At 60.4% G+C, this 15,502-nt stretch carries 13 protein-coding genes; 6 read left to right on the forward strand and 7 right to left on the reverse strand.

Annotated elements, in window-relative coordinates; genetic code table 11:
• Window positions 1–42: 42 nt before the first annotated feature.
• Window positions 43–699, reverse strand: coding sequence for an alpha/beta hydrolase (locus ACX3YD_RS04520; protein WP_103403970.1), 657 nt, complete (start codon window positions 697–699; stop codon window positions 43–45).
• Between the two features lie 467 nt (window positions 700–1,166).
• Here ACX3YD_RS04520 and ACX3YD_RS04525 point away from each other — a divergent pair, with 467 nt between their 5' ends.
• From ACX3YD_RS04525 to ACX3YD_RS04540, 4 genes are all read left to right on the forward strand, one after another.
• On the forward strand, window positions 1,167–2,198 hold the full coding sequence (locus tag ACX3YD_RS04525; protein ID WP_090464863.1) for an amino acid ABC transporter substrate-binding protein: 1,032 nt from the start codon (window positions 1,167–1,169) through the stop codon (window positions 2,196–2,198).
• A gap of 65 nt (window positions 2,199–2,263) precedes the next feature.
• Entirely contained in the window at window positions 2,264–3,445 is a 1,182-nt protein-coding gene (locus ACX3YD_RS04530; RefSeq protein ID WP_103403866.1) for an amino acid ABC transporter permease, read from the forward strand.
• Window positions 3,446–3,455: 10 nt separating this feature from the next.
• Window positions 3,456–4,553, forward strand: coding sequence for an amino acid ABC transporter permease (locus tag ACX3YD_RS04535; RefSeq protein ID WP_458959341.1), 1,098 nt, complete (start codon window positions 3,456–3,458; stop codon window positions 4,551–4,553).
• A 10-nt stretch (window positions 4,554–4,563) separates the two neighbouring features.
• Complete coding sequence (locus ACX3YD_RS04540) at window positions 4,564–5,328, forward strand: amino acid ABC transporter ATP-binding protein (RefSeq protein WP_003171943.1); 765 nt, start codon at window positions 4,564–4,566, stop codon at window positions 5,326–5,328.
• Between the two features lie 64 nt (window positions 5,329–5,392).
• Here ACX3YD_RS04540 and ACX3YD_RS04545 read toward each other — a convergent pair whose 3' ends face one another.
• Complete coding sequence (locus tag ACX3YD_RS04545; protein WP_458959342.1) at window positions 5,393–7,018, reverse strand: S8 family peptidase; 1,626 nt, start codon at window positions 7,016–7,018, stop codon at window positions 5,393–5,395.
• A 262-nt stretch (window positions 7,019–7,280) separates the two neighbouring features.
• On the opposite strand from ACX3YD_RS04545, the gene ACX3YD_RS04550 reads away from it, so the two are divergent.
• Window positions 7,281–7,940, forward strand: coding sequence for a FadR/GntR family transcriptional regulator (locus tag ACX3YD_RS04550; RefSeq protein ID WP_458959343.1), 660 nt, complete (start codon window positions 7,281–7,283; stop codon window positions 7,938–7,940).
• On the forward strand, window positions 7,930–9,237 hold the full coding sequence (locus ACX3YD_RS04555; protein WP_458959344.1) for a CynX/NimT family MFS transporter: 1,308 nt from the start codon (window positions 7,930–7,932) through the stop codon (window positions 9,235–9,237). The genes ACX3YD_RS04550 and ACX3YD_RS04555 overlap by 11 nt, the downstream gene beginning before the upstream one ends.
• A 53-nt stretch (window positions 9,238–9,290) precedes the next feature.
• On the opposite strand, the gene ACX3YD_RS04560 is transcribed toward ACX3YD_RS04555, so the two are convergent.
• From ACX3YD_RS04560 to ACX3YD_RS04580, 5 genes are all read right to left on the reverse strand, one after another.
• Window positions 9,291–9,926 carry a DUF1120 domain-containing protein gene (locus ACX3YD_RS04560; RefSeq protein ID WP_458959345.1) on the reverse strand — a complete coding sequence of 212 codons (636 nt, stop codon included), beginning with the start codon at window positions 9,924–9,926 and terminating at the stop codon, window positions 9,291–9,293.
• A gap of 118 nt (window positions 9,927–10,044) precedes the next feature.
• Window positions 10,045–10,662 (reverse strand): DUF1120 domain-containing protein, encoded by a 618-nt coding sequence (locus ACX3YD_RS04565; protein ID WP_458959346.1) that lies wholly within the window; start codon window positions 10,660–10,662, stop codon window positions 10,045–10,047.
• Between the two features lie 81 nt (window positions 10,663–10,743).
• Entirely contained in the window at window positions 10,744–11,886 is a 1,143-nt protein-coding gene (locus ACX3YD_RS04570) for a DUF1120 domain-containing protein (protein ID WP_458959347.1), read from the reverse strand.
• A 10-nt stretch (window positions 11,887–11,896) separates the two neighbouring features.
• Entirely contained in the window at window positions 11,897–14,368 is a 2,472-nt protein-coding gene (locus tag ACX3YD_RS04575; RefSeq protein ID WP_458959348.1) for a fimbria/pilus outer membrane usher protein, read from the reverse strand.
• A gap of 103 nt (window positions 14,369–14,471) precedes the next feature.
• Window positions 14,472–15,188: a fimbria/pilus chaperone family protein gene (locus ACX3YD_RS04580; RefSeq protein ID WP_458959349.1), complete on the reverse strand. Its 717-nt coding sequence runs from the start codon at window positions 15,186–15,188 to the stop codon at window positions 14,472–14,474.
• Window positions 15,189–15,502: the final 314 nt, after the last annotated feature.

Below are 15,502 nucleotides of genomic sequence, written 5' to 3' on the forward strand. Positions count from 1 at the left end.
GGCGTAGTGGGATGGATCAAAGGGTGTTTTTAAACATTCGGTTTAACGCAAGCGCTCGGTGAGCCACGCGCCTATGTCGCGAATTTCCTCGGGTAACACTTCGTGACCCATTGGGTATTCCTGCCATGTCACGGTGACACCACGCTGTTTCAAATGCTCGTAGGCGGTTCGGCCCATCGAGTTTTGCACGACATCGTCGTACTGACCGTGCAGCGACAGCACCGGAATGCGCTGCTGGCTGGCGGACAGTTCCAGGGCGTCGCTGAACGTCGGTGCATAGGTCGAGAGGGCAAGTACGCCGCCCAATGCTCCCTGCCATTTCAGGAACGCGGTGTGCAGTACCACGGCACCGCCCTGGGAAAAACCGGCCAGAAAAATCCGCGAGGCGTCTATTCCGGCTGCTCGTTGCACATCGATCAGCTGGATGACCCGTTGTGCCGACTCCTCCAGTTGTTCACGGTTGATCGCGCGCGCTGGACTCATGGCCAATATGTCGTACCAGCTCGGCATCTTGTAACCACCATTGATAGTGACAGCACAGGTGGGCGCCTGGGGGAGTACGAAGCGGGTGGTCAGCAAGGTTTCTTGCAGTGCTTCGGCCACCGGCAGGAAGTCGTAGCGATCGGCGCCAAGGCCGTGCAGCCAGATGACGCAGGCGTCTGCGGGCTTGACGGGTTCTAGAATCAAGGGCTCGGTCATGGCTGCTCCAATGTTGTGCATGCGCGCTCATTAAGTGCGAGGTCTGAGTGCGCGTCCGGTTGATCAGTTAAGTAGATGTCGCAAGGCTGAAAGTTTTGCTCTTGACCTGCGCCTGAAACGATTTTGCAAGCGGTGTGGTACGGGGTTTGCTATGCACATGCTCGTACGAAAGATCCTACGCCTGTCGGTAACACTATCAGTGTACCGCTGACCGTGGGAGAGCAAAAAAATCCGGTGATGGATGTTCGCCAGTGGCCGCTACGGGCTTCGCGAACGTGAAGGGCTACAGCCCGTTCGGCCGATTGGTGAGAAGTGAGTTGTCCCTGATGTGGATTTTCTCCTACTAGACTCATAGCTACGGTCCTACGTCGCTTGACCCTAAAAAAAGCCAACAAGGGTCAACAATGCCTCAAAAGGGTGCGATTGGACCACGCTCCGACACAACAAGAGCAAAACTGGAGGTTTGAATGAAGATGTTGAAATCCACCCTGGCAGTCGTGACTGCAGCCGCAGTACTCGGCGTCAGTGGGTTCGCTCAGGCGGGCGCGACCCTGGATGCAGTGCAGAAGAAAGGTTTCGTACAGTGCGGCGTCAGCGATGGCCTGCCTGGTTTCTCGGTCCCAGACTCCACCGGCAAGATCGTGGGTATCGATGCGGATTATTGCCGCGCGGTGGCTGCAGCTGTTTTCGGTGACGCGACCAAGGTCAAGTTCAGTCAGTTGAACGCCAAGGAGCGCTTCACCGCGCTGCAGTCCGGCGAAATCGACATCCTGTCGCGCAACACCACCATGACCAGTTCCCGTGACGCAGGCATGGGTCTGAAATTCCCCGGCTTCATCACTTACTACGACGGCATCGGTTTCCTGGTTAACAACAAGCTGGGCGTCAAGAGCGCCAAAGAGCTGGACGGCGCGACCATCTGCATCCAGGCCGGTACCACCACCGAGCTGAACGTTTCCGACTACTTCCGTGGCAACAACCTGAAGTACACCCCGATCACGTTCGACACCTCCGACGAAAGCGCCAAGTCGCTGGAATCCGGTCGTTGCGACGTACTGACGTCCGACAAGTCCCAGTTGTTCGCCCAGCGCAGCAAGCTGGCTTCGCCGAAAGACTACGTGGTTCTGCCGGAAACCATTTCCAAGGAGCCATTGGGCCCGGTCGTGCGTAACGGCGACGACGAGTGGCTGGCCATCGTGCGCTGGACTGGCTACGCCATGCTCAACGCTGAAGAAGCCGGCATCACTTCGAAGAACGTCGAAGCTGAAGCCAAGTCCACCAAGAACCCGGACGTTGCCCGTCTGCTGGGCACCGACGGTGAATACGGCAAAGACCTGAAAGTGAAAAAGGACTGGGTCGTCCAGATCGTCAAGCAAGTCGGCAACTACGGCGAAGTGTTCGAGAAAAACCTCGGCAAGAGCACTCCGCTGGAAATCGACCGCGGGCTGAACGCCTTGTGGAACGCTGGCGGCATTCAATACGCACCACCAGTGCGCTGATGGTTCTATCACCCGGTGGGCCAACCACCGGGTGATGTTCTGTTCCATTATTTGCGGGGCACTTCATGCAAAATTCAATCGGCGCACCAAAGCAGAGGCTCAGCCTCAGCGATCCGAAAGTGCGTGCGTGGCTATTCCAGATCATCACCATTGTCGCGGTGGTCTCGATGGGCTGGTATCTGTTCGATAACACACAGACCAACCTTCAGCACCGGGGCATTACCTCGGGCTTCAGCTTTCTGGAGCGCAGTGCCGGGTTCGGCATCGCTCAACACCTGATCGACTACACCGAATCGGACACATACGCCCGGGTGTTTGTCATCGGCCTGCTCAACACCCTGTTGGTGACCTTCATTGGCGTGATCCTGGCGACGATCCTCGGTTTCATCGTCGGTGTGGCGCGGTTGTCGAAGAACTGGATCATCGCCAAGCTGGCGACGGTGTATGTGGAAGTCTTCCGTAACATTCCGCCGCTGCTGCAGATCCTGTTCTGGTACTTCGCGGTGTTTCTGACCATGCCGGGGCCGCGTAACAGCCATAACTTCGGCGACACCTTCTTCGTCAGCAGCCGTGGCCTGAACATGCCGGCCGCGCTGATGGCCGATGGTTTCTGGGCGTTTGTCGCCAGCGTCGTGGTGGCCATCGTCGCCATCGTGCTGATGTGCCGCTGGGCCAACAAACGCTTCGAAGCCACTGGTGTGCCATTCCACAAGTTCTGGACCGGCCTGGCGCTGTTCCTGGTGATTCCGGCGCTGTGTGCACTGATCTTCGGCGCGCCGCTGCATTGGGAAATGCCGAAGCTGCAAGGCTTCAACTTCGTCGGTGGCTGGGTGCTGATCCCGGAACTGCTGGCCTTGACCCTGGCCCTGACGGTGTACACCGCGGCGTTCATCGCCGAGATCGTGCGCTCGGGCATCAAGTCGGTCAGCCACGGCCAGACCGAAGCGGCGCATTCGCTCGGCCTGCGCAACGGTCCGACCCTGCGCAAGGTGATCATCCCGCAAGCCCTGCGCGTGATCATTCCGCCGTTGACCAGCCAATACCTGAACCTGGCGAAGAACTCCTCGCTGGCGGCCGGTATCGGTTACCCGGAAATGGTCTCGCTGTTTGCCGGTACGGTGCTGAACCAGACCGGGCAGGCGATCGAAGTGATTGCGATCACCATGAGCGTGTACCTGGCGATCAGTATCAGCATTTCCCTGCTGATGAACTGGTACAACAAGCGCATTGCGCTGATCGAGCGGTAAGGAAAAGCGCATGAGTACTCATACTTTCAAACCCGACATGCCACCTCCGAGCAGCAGCATCGGTGTGGTGGCGTGGATGCGCGCGAACATGTTCTCCAGCTGGCTCAACACCCTGCTGACCCTGTTTGCGTTCTACCTGATCTACCTGGTGGTGCCGCCGATCCTGCATTGGGCGATCCTCGACGCCAACTGGGTCGGCACCACTCGCGCCGACTGCACCAAGGAGGGCGCCTGCTGGGTGTTCATCCAGCAGCGCTTCGGCCAGTTCATGTACGGCTACTACCCGCCGGAACTGCGCTGGCGCGTGGACCTGACCGTGTGGCTGGCCGTCATCGGTGTGGCACCGCTGTTCATCTCGCGCTTTCACCGTAAAGCAGTGTATGGCCTGAGCTTCCTGGTGCTGTACCCGATCATTGCCTACTTCCTGTTACATGGCGGCCTCTTCGGCCTGACCAACGTGGCGACCAGCCAATGGGGCGGCTTGATGCTGACCCTGGTGATCGCCACCGTCGGTATTGCCGGTGCGTTGCCGCTGGGGATTGTCCTGGCCCTGGGCCGTCGCTCGAACATGCCGGCGATTCGTGTGGTCTGTGTGACCTTCATCGAATTCTGGCGCGGCGTGCCGCTGATCACGGTGCTGTTCATGTCCTCGGTGATGCTGCCGTTGTTCCTGCCTGAAGGCATGAACTTCGACAAGCTGCTGCGAGCGTTGATCGGCGTGATCCTGTTCCAGTCGGCCTATGTGGCCGAAGTGGTGCGTGGCGGTCTGCAAGCCATTCCCAAAGGTCAGTACGAAGCCGCCGCGGCGATGGGGCTGGGTTACTGGCGCAGCATGGGCCTGGTGATTCTGCCGCAAGCCCTGAAGCTGGTGATTCCCGGCATCGTCAACACGTTCATTGCCCTGTTCAAGGACACCAGCCTGGTGATCATCATCGGCCTGTTCGACTTGCTCAACAGCGTCAAACAAGCCGCCGCCGACCCGAAATGGCTGGGCATGGCCACCGAAGGCTACGTGTTCGCAGCCCTGGTGTTCTGGATTTTCTGTTTTGGTATGTCCCGCTACTCCATGCATTTGGAACGTAAGCTCGACACTGGCCACAAGCGTTAGGAGTTCTTTTATGAGCGAAGCAATCAAACAGCCTGTGAGCCCTGAAGGCATTATTCAGATGCAGGGCGTAAACAAGTGGTACGGCCAGTTTCACGTACTCAAGGACATCAACCTCAACGTCAAGCAGGGCGAGCGTATCGTCCTGTGCGGTCCGTCGGGTTCCGGCAAGTCCACCACCATCCGCTGCCTCAACCGTCTGGAAGAACACCAGCAGGGCCGCATCGTGGTCGATGGCGTGGAGTTGACCAACGACCTCAAGCAGATCGAAGCGATCCGCCGCGAAGTCGGCATGGTGTTCCAGCACTTCAACCTGTTTCCGCACCTGACCATTTTGCAGAACTGCACCCTGGCGCCGATGTGGGTGCGCAAGATGCCCAAACGCAAGGCCGAGGAAATTGCCATGCACTACCTGGAGCGCGTACGCATTCCGGAGCAGGCGCATAAATTCCCGGGGCAACTGTCCGGCGGCCAGCAGCAGCGTGTGGCGATTGCCCGTGCGCTGTGCATGAAACCGAAAATCATGCTGTTCGACGAACCGACTTCGGCACTCGACCCCGAGATGGTGAAAGAGGTGCTGGACACCATGATCGGCCTGGCCGAAGACGGCATGACCATGCTCTGCGTCACCCACGAAATGGGCTTCGCCCGCACCGTGGCCAACCGCGTGATCTTCATGGACAAGGGCGAAATCGTCGAACAGGCTGCGCCGAACGACTTCTTCGACAACCCACAGAACGACCGCACCAAGCTGTTCCTGAGCCAGATCCTGCATTGATTGGTCAGTGACTGTCGCAAAGAGCCCCGCCGATTGATCGGTGGGGCTTTTTTATGGGTGCGGGTCAGTCTGCGGTTTTGCCGCGTTCCAGTGCCAATTGCACTGCTCGGAGGGCATTGAGGCGACCATGACCGTAGTAATGACTGTGGCCGTTTTGATCGTATTGACCTAGGGGGCCGTCGTCGGCGTGGCTGATTTTGTCGCAGCAATCGGCGAGGAGGTGTCTAACCTGCTCGCGGTCCAGTGCCGGGTTGACCCCCAGTACCAGAGCTGCGACGCCCGCGGCTCCAGGACAGGCGCTGGAAGTGCCGCTGAACAATTCGGTATAGGCAGCATTGATCGGGTCGGCAAACCTGCCGCTCAGATCCGTGGTTCGAATGCCTCGGGTCTGGGGGATTGAGGTGGCGGGTTTGAACTTTGGATCCGGGTGTGGCTGGTCCCCGCTGGGAAAACAGCACCACAGTGCTTTACCGTAGTCACTGTAGGCACTGCGACGATTTTGATCATTGCAGGCACCTACAGCAATCACCATGGGATGGCTGGCATAGCCATCGTTGTCCACGCTCTCGTTGCCGTTGCCGGCACCAAAAAAGATGACGCAGCCTTTACCTTGGCGGCCTTTGGTCGCGGCGTACTCTATGGCCAGGCGGGTGCTCGCGGCCAGCGGAAACGCCTGAGAGTGCCGCGCGTCGGTAGGGTCAGCCCAATGTCCTTCCGGCGGCCCCCAACTGCAGGAAATGATATCGGCCCCTTGGTCCGCGGCCCAGAAAAACGCGTCTGCTTCGGCCCTGGCGCCTAGTGGCTTGGTCAGTTTCAACGGCATGAGACTGGCTCGAGGGGCCACGCCGCTGGCGCCGGCTTCACCATTGGCGCATGCAACACCGGCGGCTGCAGTACCGTGGCGCTCAAGAGGGTTTTTCGGCCGAGGGCCTTGACGGGCGTTAAGGCGGTCAAAGTTTTTTGCTCCGATGATTTTTCCGGTACCGGCGAACTCAGGGTGATCGATATCAAAGGCATCGTCGATGATCGCTATCACTATGCCTTCACCCTGGGCCAAGATATGGGCTGCCTCGACATTGGCGCTGGCATCGACCTGCGCTTGATAGGTGACGGTGGTTTTCTTCAGGTGCCATTGGTTGTCATGGATCGCTCGGCGTTGCCCCGGGCGCAGTATTTCCGGGTGGCAGTAGTCGACATCCTGACGTTCGAGCAATTGAAGTGTGAATGAGCAGACTTCAGTGCCGCGACAATGCGCGTGATGGACGAAGAAGGCATTGGTGGCGTAGGGAACCTGCTGTTTGATGGTCAGACCCAACTCATCGAGGATAACCAGGCACTCTGTCGGAGCGAGCCGATCGACGAATTTCAGGAAGATGTTTTCGGTGTAGAAAACAGGTTCTTGGGTATGAGGATCGACCAGGGCGCTGCCAGCGAAGCGCACGTCTGGTAACTCGCGTAGTAACGCCTTGCATTGGGGGATATCTGAATTGTCCGGCAGTTTGAATAGCTGAACGTCGGCGTCCTCGATGTGAAGTACCAACTCACTGTTGGCCAATGCCTGTCGAGCTTTTTCGCAGCGTAACGTCTCATCAAGCTTCCTCCCGGCCTGACTGCGTACAACGAGCAGTTGCCGATTCTTTTCCAGTAAAAAACGGCGGCTGTGCTTTTTGCCAAAAATGACTTCTTCCATAGGCTGCTCCCATTCCCTTTAGACATTCGAGCGAAAGTGCCCGCGTTCAAAGTCCGAAAGTCTGATGGTCTGTCTCATTTTTGGATGTCAGCTCTTTCGTGTGGCATTGGTGGGAAATCACTATCAGTCACTAGGAATAGACTGCCTTAAAGTGGCTTCAGGCCTCAGGGTGGGACGCGATAGGTAGTGGCTTGCCCGATTGGGCGAGGCTGACTAACATGTCGGTAAATTCATCCTATGATTGGATGACAGGGCGAATCCAATGTCTGAAATCTCTCCATTAGTTAAACGATCCCTGGTCGATCAGGCCCTGGATCAGTTGCGCCTGCGTATCAACCAGGGTACCTGGGTGGTGGGCCAGCGCTTGCCCACCGAGCCCGAGCTGTCCGCCGAGCTGGGTATCAGCCGCAACACCGTACGTGAAGCCATGCGTGTGCTGGCGTTTTCCGGGCTGATCGAGATCCGCCAGGGCGACGGCAGTTATTTGCGGGCGGTGGCCGATCCACTGGACACGCTCAAGGCGTTGTCCCGTTGCTCCCTTGAGCAGGCCCGGGAAACCCGGCACATCCTCGAAGTCGAGGCCATCGGCCTGGCGGCCTTGCGTCGCACCGATGAAGACCTGTTGGCGTTACGCGAGGCGCTGGGGGTGAGCGGCCGTCACTATCACGGCGATCTCGATACCTACATCGCCTGCGATCTGGTGTTCCACCGCCGTCTGGTCGACGCCGCGCACAACCCGACCCTCAGCGAGTTGTATCGCTACTTCTCCAGCGTGGTCGGCGCTCAGCTACGGCATTGCCTGAACATCACACCGCGCCGACAGGAAGTGTTCGACCTGCACATCGCGTTGCTCGATGCGGTCGAGCAACGTAACCCGGAGCGGGCCAAAGCCTTGTCGAGGCAGTTGATCAATGAACCTTGAAACCGAGAACACCATGACCAGCGATCCAGGCAACACCGCTCAACCCAAACGCATGGCGGAGCTGGAAGAGCTGCTGATCGATGCCGAAGCCGATGATGAGCAAGTCCAGCAGACTCACCCGGTATTGCGCCGGCCATGGCTGTTGCTGCTGGGCCTGATTCTGGTCGCACTGAACCTGCGCCCGGCGCTGTCGAGCATGGCGCCGATGCTCAGCGACGTGTCGAAAAGTCTCGGGTTGTCGGCGGCCCAGGCCGGTTTGCTGACCACCTTGCCGGTCCTGTGCCTGGGTCTGTTCGCGCCGCTGGCTCCGCTGCTGGCGCGACGTTTTGGCGCCGAGCGGGTGGTGCTGGGCATCCTCCTGACCCTGGCCGGGGGGATCATTCTGCGCAGCTCCTTTGGCGAGATCGGCCTCTTTGCCGGCAGCGTGCTGGCCGGTGCCAGCATCGGTGTGATCGGCGTGCTGCTGCCGGGCATCGTCAAGCGTGACTTCGCCAAACAGGCCGGGACCATGACCGGTGTCTACACCATGGCCCTGTGTCTGGGCGCAGCCATGGCCGCAGGTTCCACGGTGCCGCTGAGCGAGCATTTCGACAAGAGCTGGGCCCTGGGCCTGGGTTTCTGGGTGATCCCGGCACTGGTTGCCGCCGTGTTCTGGTTGCCGCAAGTCGGCCAGAAACACGGTGCGCACAACGTCGCCTATCGCGTTCGCGGACTGCTGCGTGACCCGTTGGCCTGGCAAGTGACCTTGTACATGGGCCTGCAATCGTCCCTGGCCTACATCGTGTTCGGCTGGTTGCCGTCGATCCTGATCGGCCGTGGCCTGACACCGACCCAGGCCGGTCTGGTGCTGTCGGGTTCGGTGATCGTGCAACTGGTCAGCTCGCTGGCCGCACCGTGGCTGGCCACGCGCGGCAAGGATCAGCGCATGGCCATCGTGATCGTCATGGCCTTGACCCTCGGCGGCTTGTTCGGTTGCCTGTACGCGCCGATCGACGGTTTGTGGGGCTGGGCGATCGTGTTGGGGCTGGGGCAGGGCGCCACGTTCAGCCTGGCATTGACCTTGATTGTGCTGCGCTCGCGGGACTCCCATGTGGCGGCGAACCTGTCGAGCATGGCCCAGGGATTCGGCTATACCCTGGCCTCCATGGGGCCGTTCGCAGTGGGCATCGTGCATGACTGGACCGGCGGCTGGTCTGCCGTGGGCTGGATCTTCGGGGTCATCGGCCTGGGCGCGATCGTTGCCGGCCTGGGGGCCGGTCGTGCGCTGTATGTGCAGGTGGAAAGCGAAAAAGTCTGAATCGGGCACTGAATCACGCCCTTTGACGCCGGGAGTGATTCAGTGTGAGGGGCTTACAGGTAGGTCAATTCAAATGTCGCGGAACCGTCTATTTTGACTTCGTCGGTCAAGGTCAGGCTGTTGGCTGGAGCGATGTAAGTATCGACGTCCAGATCCATCGTGAGGTTTTGCACGGGGCTCGGGATGTGTCTGCCGCCCGGTACACCGGTACCTACCGATGTGTACTCACCTTTGCCCATAAGGTGCGCGGGTTCCCACCATGGACGGGGCGCGGAGATATCAGTTGAGCGTATGGGCGTTATGGTTGAGCCGTCTGCCGTGGCGCTTATGATTCTGGCCCCGAAGATTCCAATCTTTTCACCCGTGTCGGTAAATCCCAGGCCGAAGTAGTTGTCGGCCAAAGATGAGCTGGCCTTGTTGTCGATGCCATACAGGGCTACCGCGATGGGAGCGCTGCAGGTCACGCTTAATTGCAACGGATGGGTTCCCACCAGGGTGTTGGTGTCCGGGTTGAGATCTTTCGCGGAGATCTTGCCGTTATCGATGACGCCGCCATTGGACAGGCTCGGTGTGCAAGCCTGTGGTGTGATGAGGCCAGTGACCGTCAGGTCGGCACTCGAAGCCGCGAGGGCGGCGGGCGCTATGCTGATCAGTGCGCTGGCGGAAAGTGCTGCGAGATACTTCTTCATAATGGCTGATGCTGCTCTTCAGTGGTTATTTGCCATTCCCTTTGCCAAAGGCGCCGAGGATGGCGGTGTGAGCTGAACCACTTGCCCGGACGCTGCGAGTGGTTCAGCGTCGGGGGGGTTAGAGGTAAGTCATTTCAAAGGTCACGGCACCGTCCATGACCACTTCGTCAGTCAGGGTCAGGCTGTCGGCGCGGGCGATGTTGGTGTTGACCTCGAAATCCATGGTCAGGTCTTTCACGAACAGCGGGATGCTTACGTCAGTGGTGGAACCGACTGACAGGAGGTATCCGGGGCTTGTTACCCAGGTTGCCTTCCAGGTTTTACCCACGTCGTCGGAATCGATGGCCTGTGCCGCCACGCCGTCTGCCACGGCGTTTTTGACGTTGACTCGAACCCAGCCCAGTTTCTCGCCCGCGCTGGTCAAGCCCAGGCCGAACCAGCTTGTCAAAGCGGCCGTACCGGCCTGGTGATCGACGGGTTTCAATGCAAACTGAGTCGGTCCATCACATGACACCGACAATTGCAGTGGATGGGTGCCGACCAACGTCTCGCGCACTTGATCGAGATCCTTCGCCGAGATCTTGCCGTTATCCACGACACCGCCGTTGGACAGGGTCGGTGTGCAGGCAGCCGGGGTGATGACACCGGTGACCGTCAGGTCGGTTGACGACGCGAGGGCATAAGGTGCAACGCTGACCAGAGCGGCAGTCGACAGGGCGATGAAATACTGTTTCATTTTTTTCCTTTTCGCGGGTTGATTCCTTGATTCGCCCAAGGCGCTCCATTGCGCCCCGGGGTCAACAAGGTGGGTTGGGTGTTACAGGTAAATAATTTCGAGCGTTCCCGAGCCGTCGAGCTGGACGGCGGTGCTCAGGTCCAGGCTTGAGGCGGGCGCAATGACGGCCTCGACGGTGACGCCGGTTGTCAGGTTCTGAATTGCAACCGGGCCTGCGGTGCTGCCAGCGATGTCGGTAAAGCCCAGGTAGCTTTTCTGGCCGATGGGTATCGGGCGTGAACTGGCCGTGCTCCAGGCTGCGCCTGTGGTGGTCGAGTCGGTTCGGTACAGGCGAGCAAAGCTGTCGGCGCTGGCGTCGGCCGGATCGACGTTCAACGAATACAGGCCGATCTTGTTGCCACGGTTATCGAAGGCCAGGCCGTAGTAGATTTCGCTGTTGACCGTCGCCGAGCCTGCGCGGTTGTCGTGCATGATCAGGGCAAAGTGGGTCGGAGCATCACAGCCGACCCGCAGCGTCAGGGTCTTGGGGGGCAGTCGAGTGTCCTGGTCGCTATTCAGATCGCTCTTGGACAACCTGCCAAAGTCGACCAGGCCGGCGTTGGACAGCACCGGTTCGCAAGCCCCCGGCGCGAAGCGGGCGCGCAGAATGGCTTCCCGGGAGCGGCCTGCCGCGACTGCGTCGAATACGCCCGTGGTTTCCCAGTTGACGGCCTCACGCACCCGCATCGCTTGTTCCTGAGCCCAGGCAGTCACCTCGATCTGCGCGGAGAAACTCCGACCCTGGACCGCTGTACCGGCGCGTACTGGCGCGATGCCGTGTTCCGGGCGCCAGGTCAGGGTCGATGCAGTGTCCACCGGTGACTGGCCGACAGTGGAAATCAGTCCCAAATCGACCGATTGCCCATCGAGTACACCATCGCGTACACGCATTTCATAACTACCGTGCTCCGCGAAGTGATAGCGCTCGGCGGACGCCGCCATGGCGCGGTAGAACAGGCTCATGTCGGTGGGCTGCGCACAACTCAGGTTCAGGCTCAGGCGTCGTTCACCCAAGGTGAGTACCGGTGTTGTATCGATGCGTATCGCACGGTTCATCAAACCGTAGTCGAGCACGGGCTGGCTGAGGCTGAGCTGACAGTCATCCGGCAGCGCCCAGGCGTGGGATGAGAAGGCACTCAGCGTCAGGGGGGCGAGGACTGGCAGCAAGTAGCGGGACAGGCTCATCAAATGATCCTCAGAGGGCTCGGCACTGGGCCGCGGCGGTTTCGTAGTACGCCTCGGCGTCGGCTTTGACCGGCAGTTCGAAATCGAGTCGGCAGCGCTCAAGCCCCGGTGCGGTTATCCACAGCGGGCGTAAGTCGAGCACATTGGGTAAAAACACTTGGCCGCCGTCCTGGACCAGCGTCACGAACTCGCCGTCCTCGGTACTCACCGTCGCGCCTCGGGGCACTGGTGCGCCATGGCTCGTGGTGACCTTGAGCAAGGCGCGGCGGGTCATCGTGACCCCGAACTCGACGCGGTCGACCGCACCACGACCGGCCGAAATCACGGCCATGCCGTTGTTGATATCGATGTTGCGCGGTAGCGAACGGGTATCGATTTCCACCGCACTGCGGCCATAGGCAGCGACCTGCGGGACCACCGCCTGACCTTGACTGTCGGTCCAGACCGGACCGCTGGGGGTGCTGACCCTGATGGCGTCCATCTCACCGACCGACAGCAGGGCGAAGGTGTCGCGCACCGGATAAGGCGACAGCGTCAAGCCACCGCCATGCAATACGGCACCGCCACGGGCGCCGGCCTGATAGCTCGAGCGCTCGGCATCGGAACGGGTGTAACTCAGGTCCAGTTGGCTGTATCGCGGCAGCAGCGAGGCGCCGACAATGGACTGCACCTGTTTGTCGCGGGTGTCGTGTTCGATGCCGATCCGATAGCCAAATCGGTCGTTAATCCGATCGTTCAGGCCGACACCACTGCGGTACTCGCCAGCGGCACTGCGCACCCAGGTTCGCGCCCGGCGACTTTCGCCCAGGGGAATGCTGAGAGTCAGGTAGACGCTGTCACCGCTGCCGCCCGCGCCGCTGAGTTGCCATTCAGCATTTGCCGAAACGGATACCCCGCCGATGCTGGTGCCCCATGACGCCAGGGCACGACGGCTGCTTTGACCATCGAATGAAGACGAGCGACTCATGCCGCCGCCGAAGGCGCCAAGGGTCGGGTGTGACCAGGCCAGCGCGACGCTTTGCCGATCGCGGTAACGGGATTTTCCGTTGTCTGACGAGAGGCTGAAGACAGCATCCTCCAGTTCGCGGTAACCGAAGGTGCGGTAGGTGCTGCCGGCATTGATCGACCATTGGTCATCGAATCGATGGGATGCGCTCAGGTCGCCCTGCAATCCGCGGGAGGGCGCGCGTCCACCGACGTCTGTCCGCAAAAGGCTGGCTTGAATCTGTGTCGCGGTCGAGGGCAACAGGCCGAGACTGAAACCTGTCGCCCGATATTCAGCCGTGGTTGTCATGCCCGCGCTGAACTGCAATTGAGGATCCAGCGCACCGCTCCAGCCACCGCTGATCACCCATGGAGTGTCATCCTGCGTATCACTTGTACTGCGTACCTGGCCGGCTGCCAGCGAGAAGCCGGGCGCGGGCAGGCCGATGCCGAGCATGGCGGCCGGCACGGTAAAGCTGCGCTCACTGCCGTCCGCTTCTTTGACCGTGACTTCCACGTCGGAGCGATGGTTGAGCCGACGCACGTCATTCAATGAAAACGGACCGGCGGGCACCACCGTCGAATGAATCAGCGAACCGTTCTGCCTGACTTCGATCTGCGCCTGGCTGTGCGCAATGCCTTCGATCGCCGCGTTCTGGCCTTCGACCCGCAGTGCCTGCTCGGTCATGACTTGCACACCGGTGATCTGCGTACCGGCGAGCACCGGGTTATAGAGACTGATCTGTCCGGCCTGCAGCACTGCTTGCTGACTGGCGAAGGTGCGCTGGGCATAGGCTGCCAAATGGCTGGTGCGCGACACGTCATCCTGCCGGGTCTGTACCTGGCGACTGCGCACGATCCAGTCGCCGGCGTTGAAGCCCAGTTCGGTATTGGCCGACATGTAACGGCTCGACTGATCACCGAAGTGGCTGTGCAGGCTGCTGACGTCGTAATTGAGCAGACCGGCGAAGCCACCGGTCTGGTAGCCGGTAAAGTCCCGGGTTGTCGGGCGGATCGAGTCAGTGGGCACGATCAACGACAGGCCCAGGCTGGCCGGGTCCGGGTCGATCACGGTTTGTGGCCAAGCGCCGAGGAAGTCATGACAAGGCTGATCGTCCTGCGTACGGGCAGGAACCCTGAGGTTTGCCGTGTCGAGCAGGGCCTGGTCAAAGCACACGTCACCCTGGCGGCTGAACGCGACATCCACACGCCCGCGGCGCTGACCGTTGACCGTGAGCGTGACCGGATGTCGGCCCGCGGTGAAGCGAGGCGCTTGTAGCAGCAGCGTCGCGAGTGCCGGGTCGATGCCGCGTTGTTGTAGCGTTCTCTTGTCGAACGAAGTCAGCAGCGACGAGTCGGCCATGACGTCGGTCAGCACCAGTGCATTGGCCAACCCCAGCACGACCTTGGCCCAGGGGCGGGGTCGCTGAACGTGAGCCTTGGCCACCCGAATGGCGGGCATGGCTTCGCCATCACAGTAGGTTGATACAGTGTTCATGGGGGTCACTTGTCTTATGCCAGCGTGCTGGTCGATACGCTGTGGTTCAGGCTCTGTCTCTCGTCAGCGCCCACGTTTCTTCGGGGCGCTGGGGGGATGCGTTTCAGGATTCGACGGGTGCGTCGTAGTGCGGCACCGCAAAACCGTAGACGGTGGCGGGCAGGAAGCGCACCTGCGTCGCGGTCGTGGCCATTGCTGGAACACTGATGCTCTCGCCGGGCAGCACATAGGTTCGCGGTAACAAAGCACCGCTCCTGGATGGCAACAATTGCAGCTCTTGCGCCAGGCGCACCACATAAGGCGTTTCGTTGCGCACGGTCAGTTGGCCGTCCCGTAGCGTCCATTGCAGGTCGGTCCACGGCATGCGATTGGGCGCCAGGCCCTTGGGGTGCAGAATCAATGGCAGGTTCTGGCGCACGGTCACCCCGACGCGGGCATGCCCGGCGTCGGCGGCAGGCCTGCCCTGGGGGATGCCTTCAAAGATCACGCGCTTCAAGCGTTGAGTGACCAAGGGCTTTTCCGATTGCAGGATGAAGCGCACCAATTGGGTTTTCGACGCCTCGACGCGGGACAGCGGTGGGGTCACGAACACCAGGGATTCCTTGTCCTGCTCGATGTCTTCAATGGTGACGTGCAGCAACGCCAGGCTGGCGTCGGTATTGGTCACGGAAACCGAAGCCTCGCCATCGGCCTCGTTGACGATCACCACCGAGGTGTTCGGGACCATGCCATCGGCTTGCGCCTGGGTGGCCAGCAACAGAACGAGCGCGCCGATACCGCAGTGAATCAAGGGGCGCGCGAAGGTCAAAAACATCGTCATGACGTGTCTCGTCGATAGGTTCGAGAAAAGGCCGATGGCACCGCTCGGATGGCAGCTTGCAGATGACGACGGGGCCATGGGTGCAAGGGGCATCAGGGCATTTCGGAAATGGGGGGGCTCACCGATTGAGGTGCCATTTAAGCGGCTGGTATCAGTTTCTTGAATGCAACAAGTACGAAAGCTACTGTCCTGTGTGTAGATAAGTGTTGCGAGCAGCGCCGTACCTTTGGCCGCAACGGGCGTTGGCGTGCAGGCACATAGTCAAAAGAGCAGGGACGTATCAATGGGGTCTTCAGGAGGAACGGGCAACGGTG

The sequence above is a fragment of the Pseudomonas fluorescens group sp. PF-1 genome (assembly GCF_054481335.1).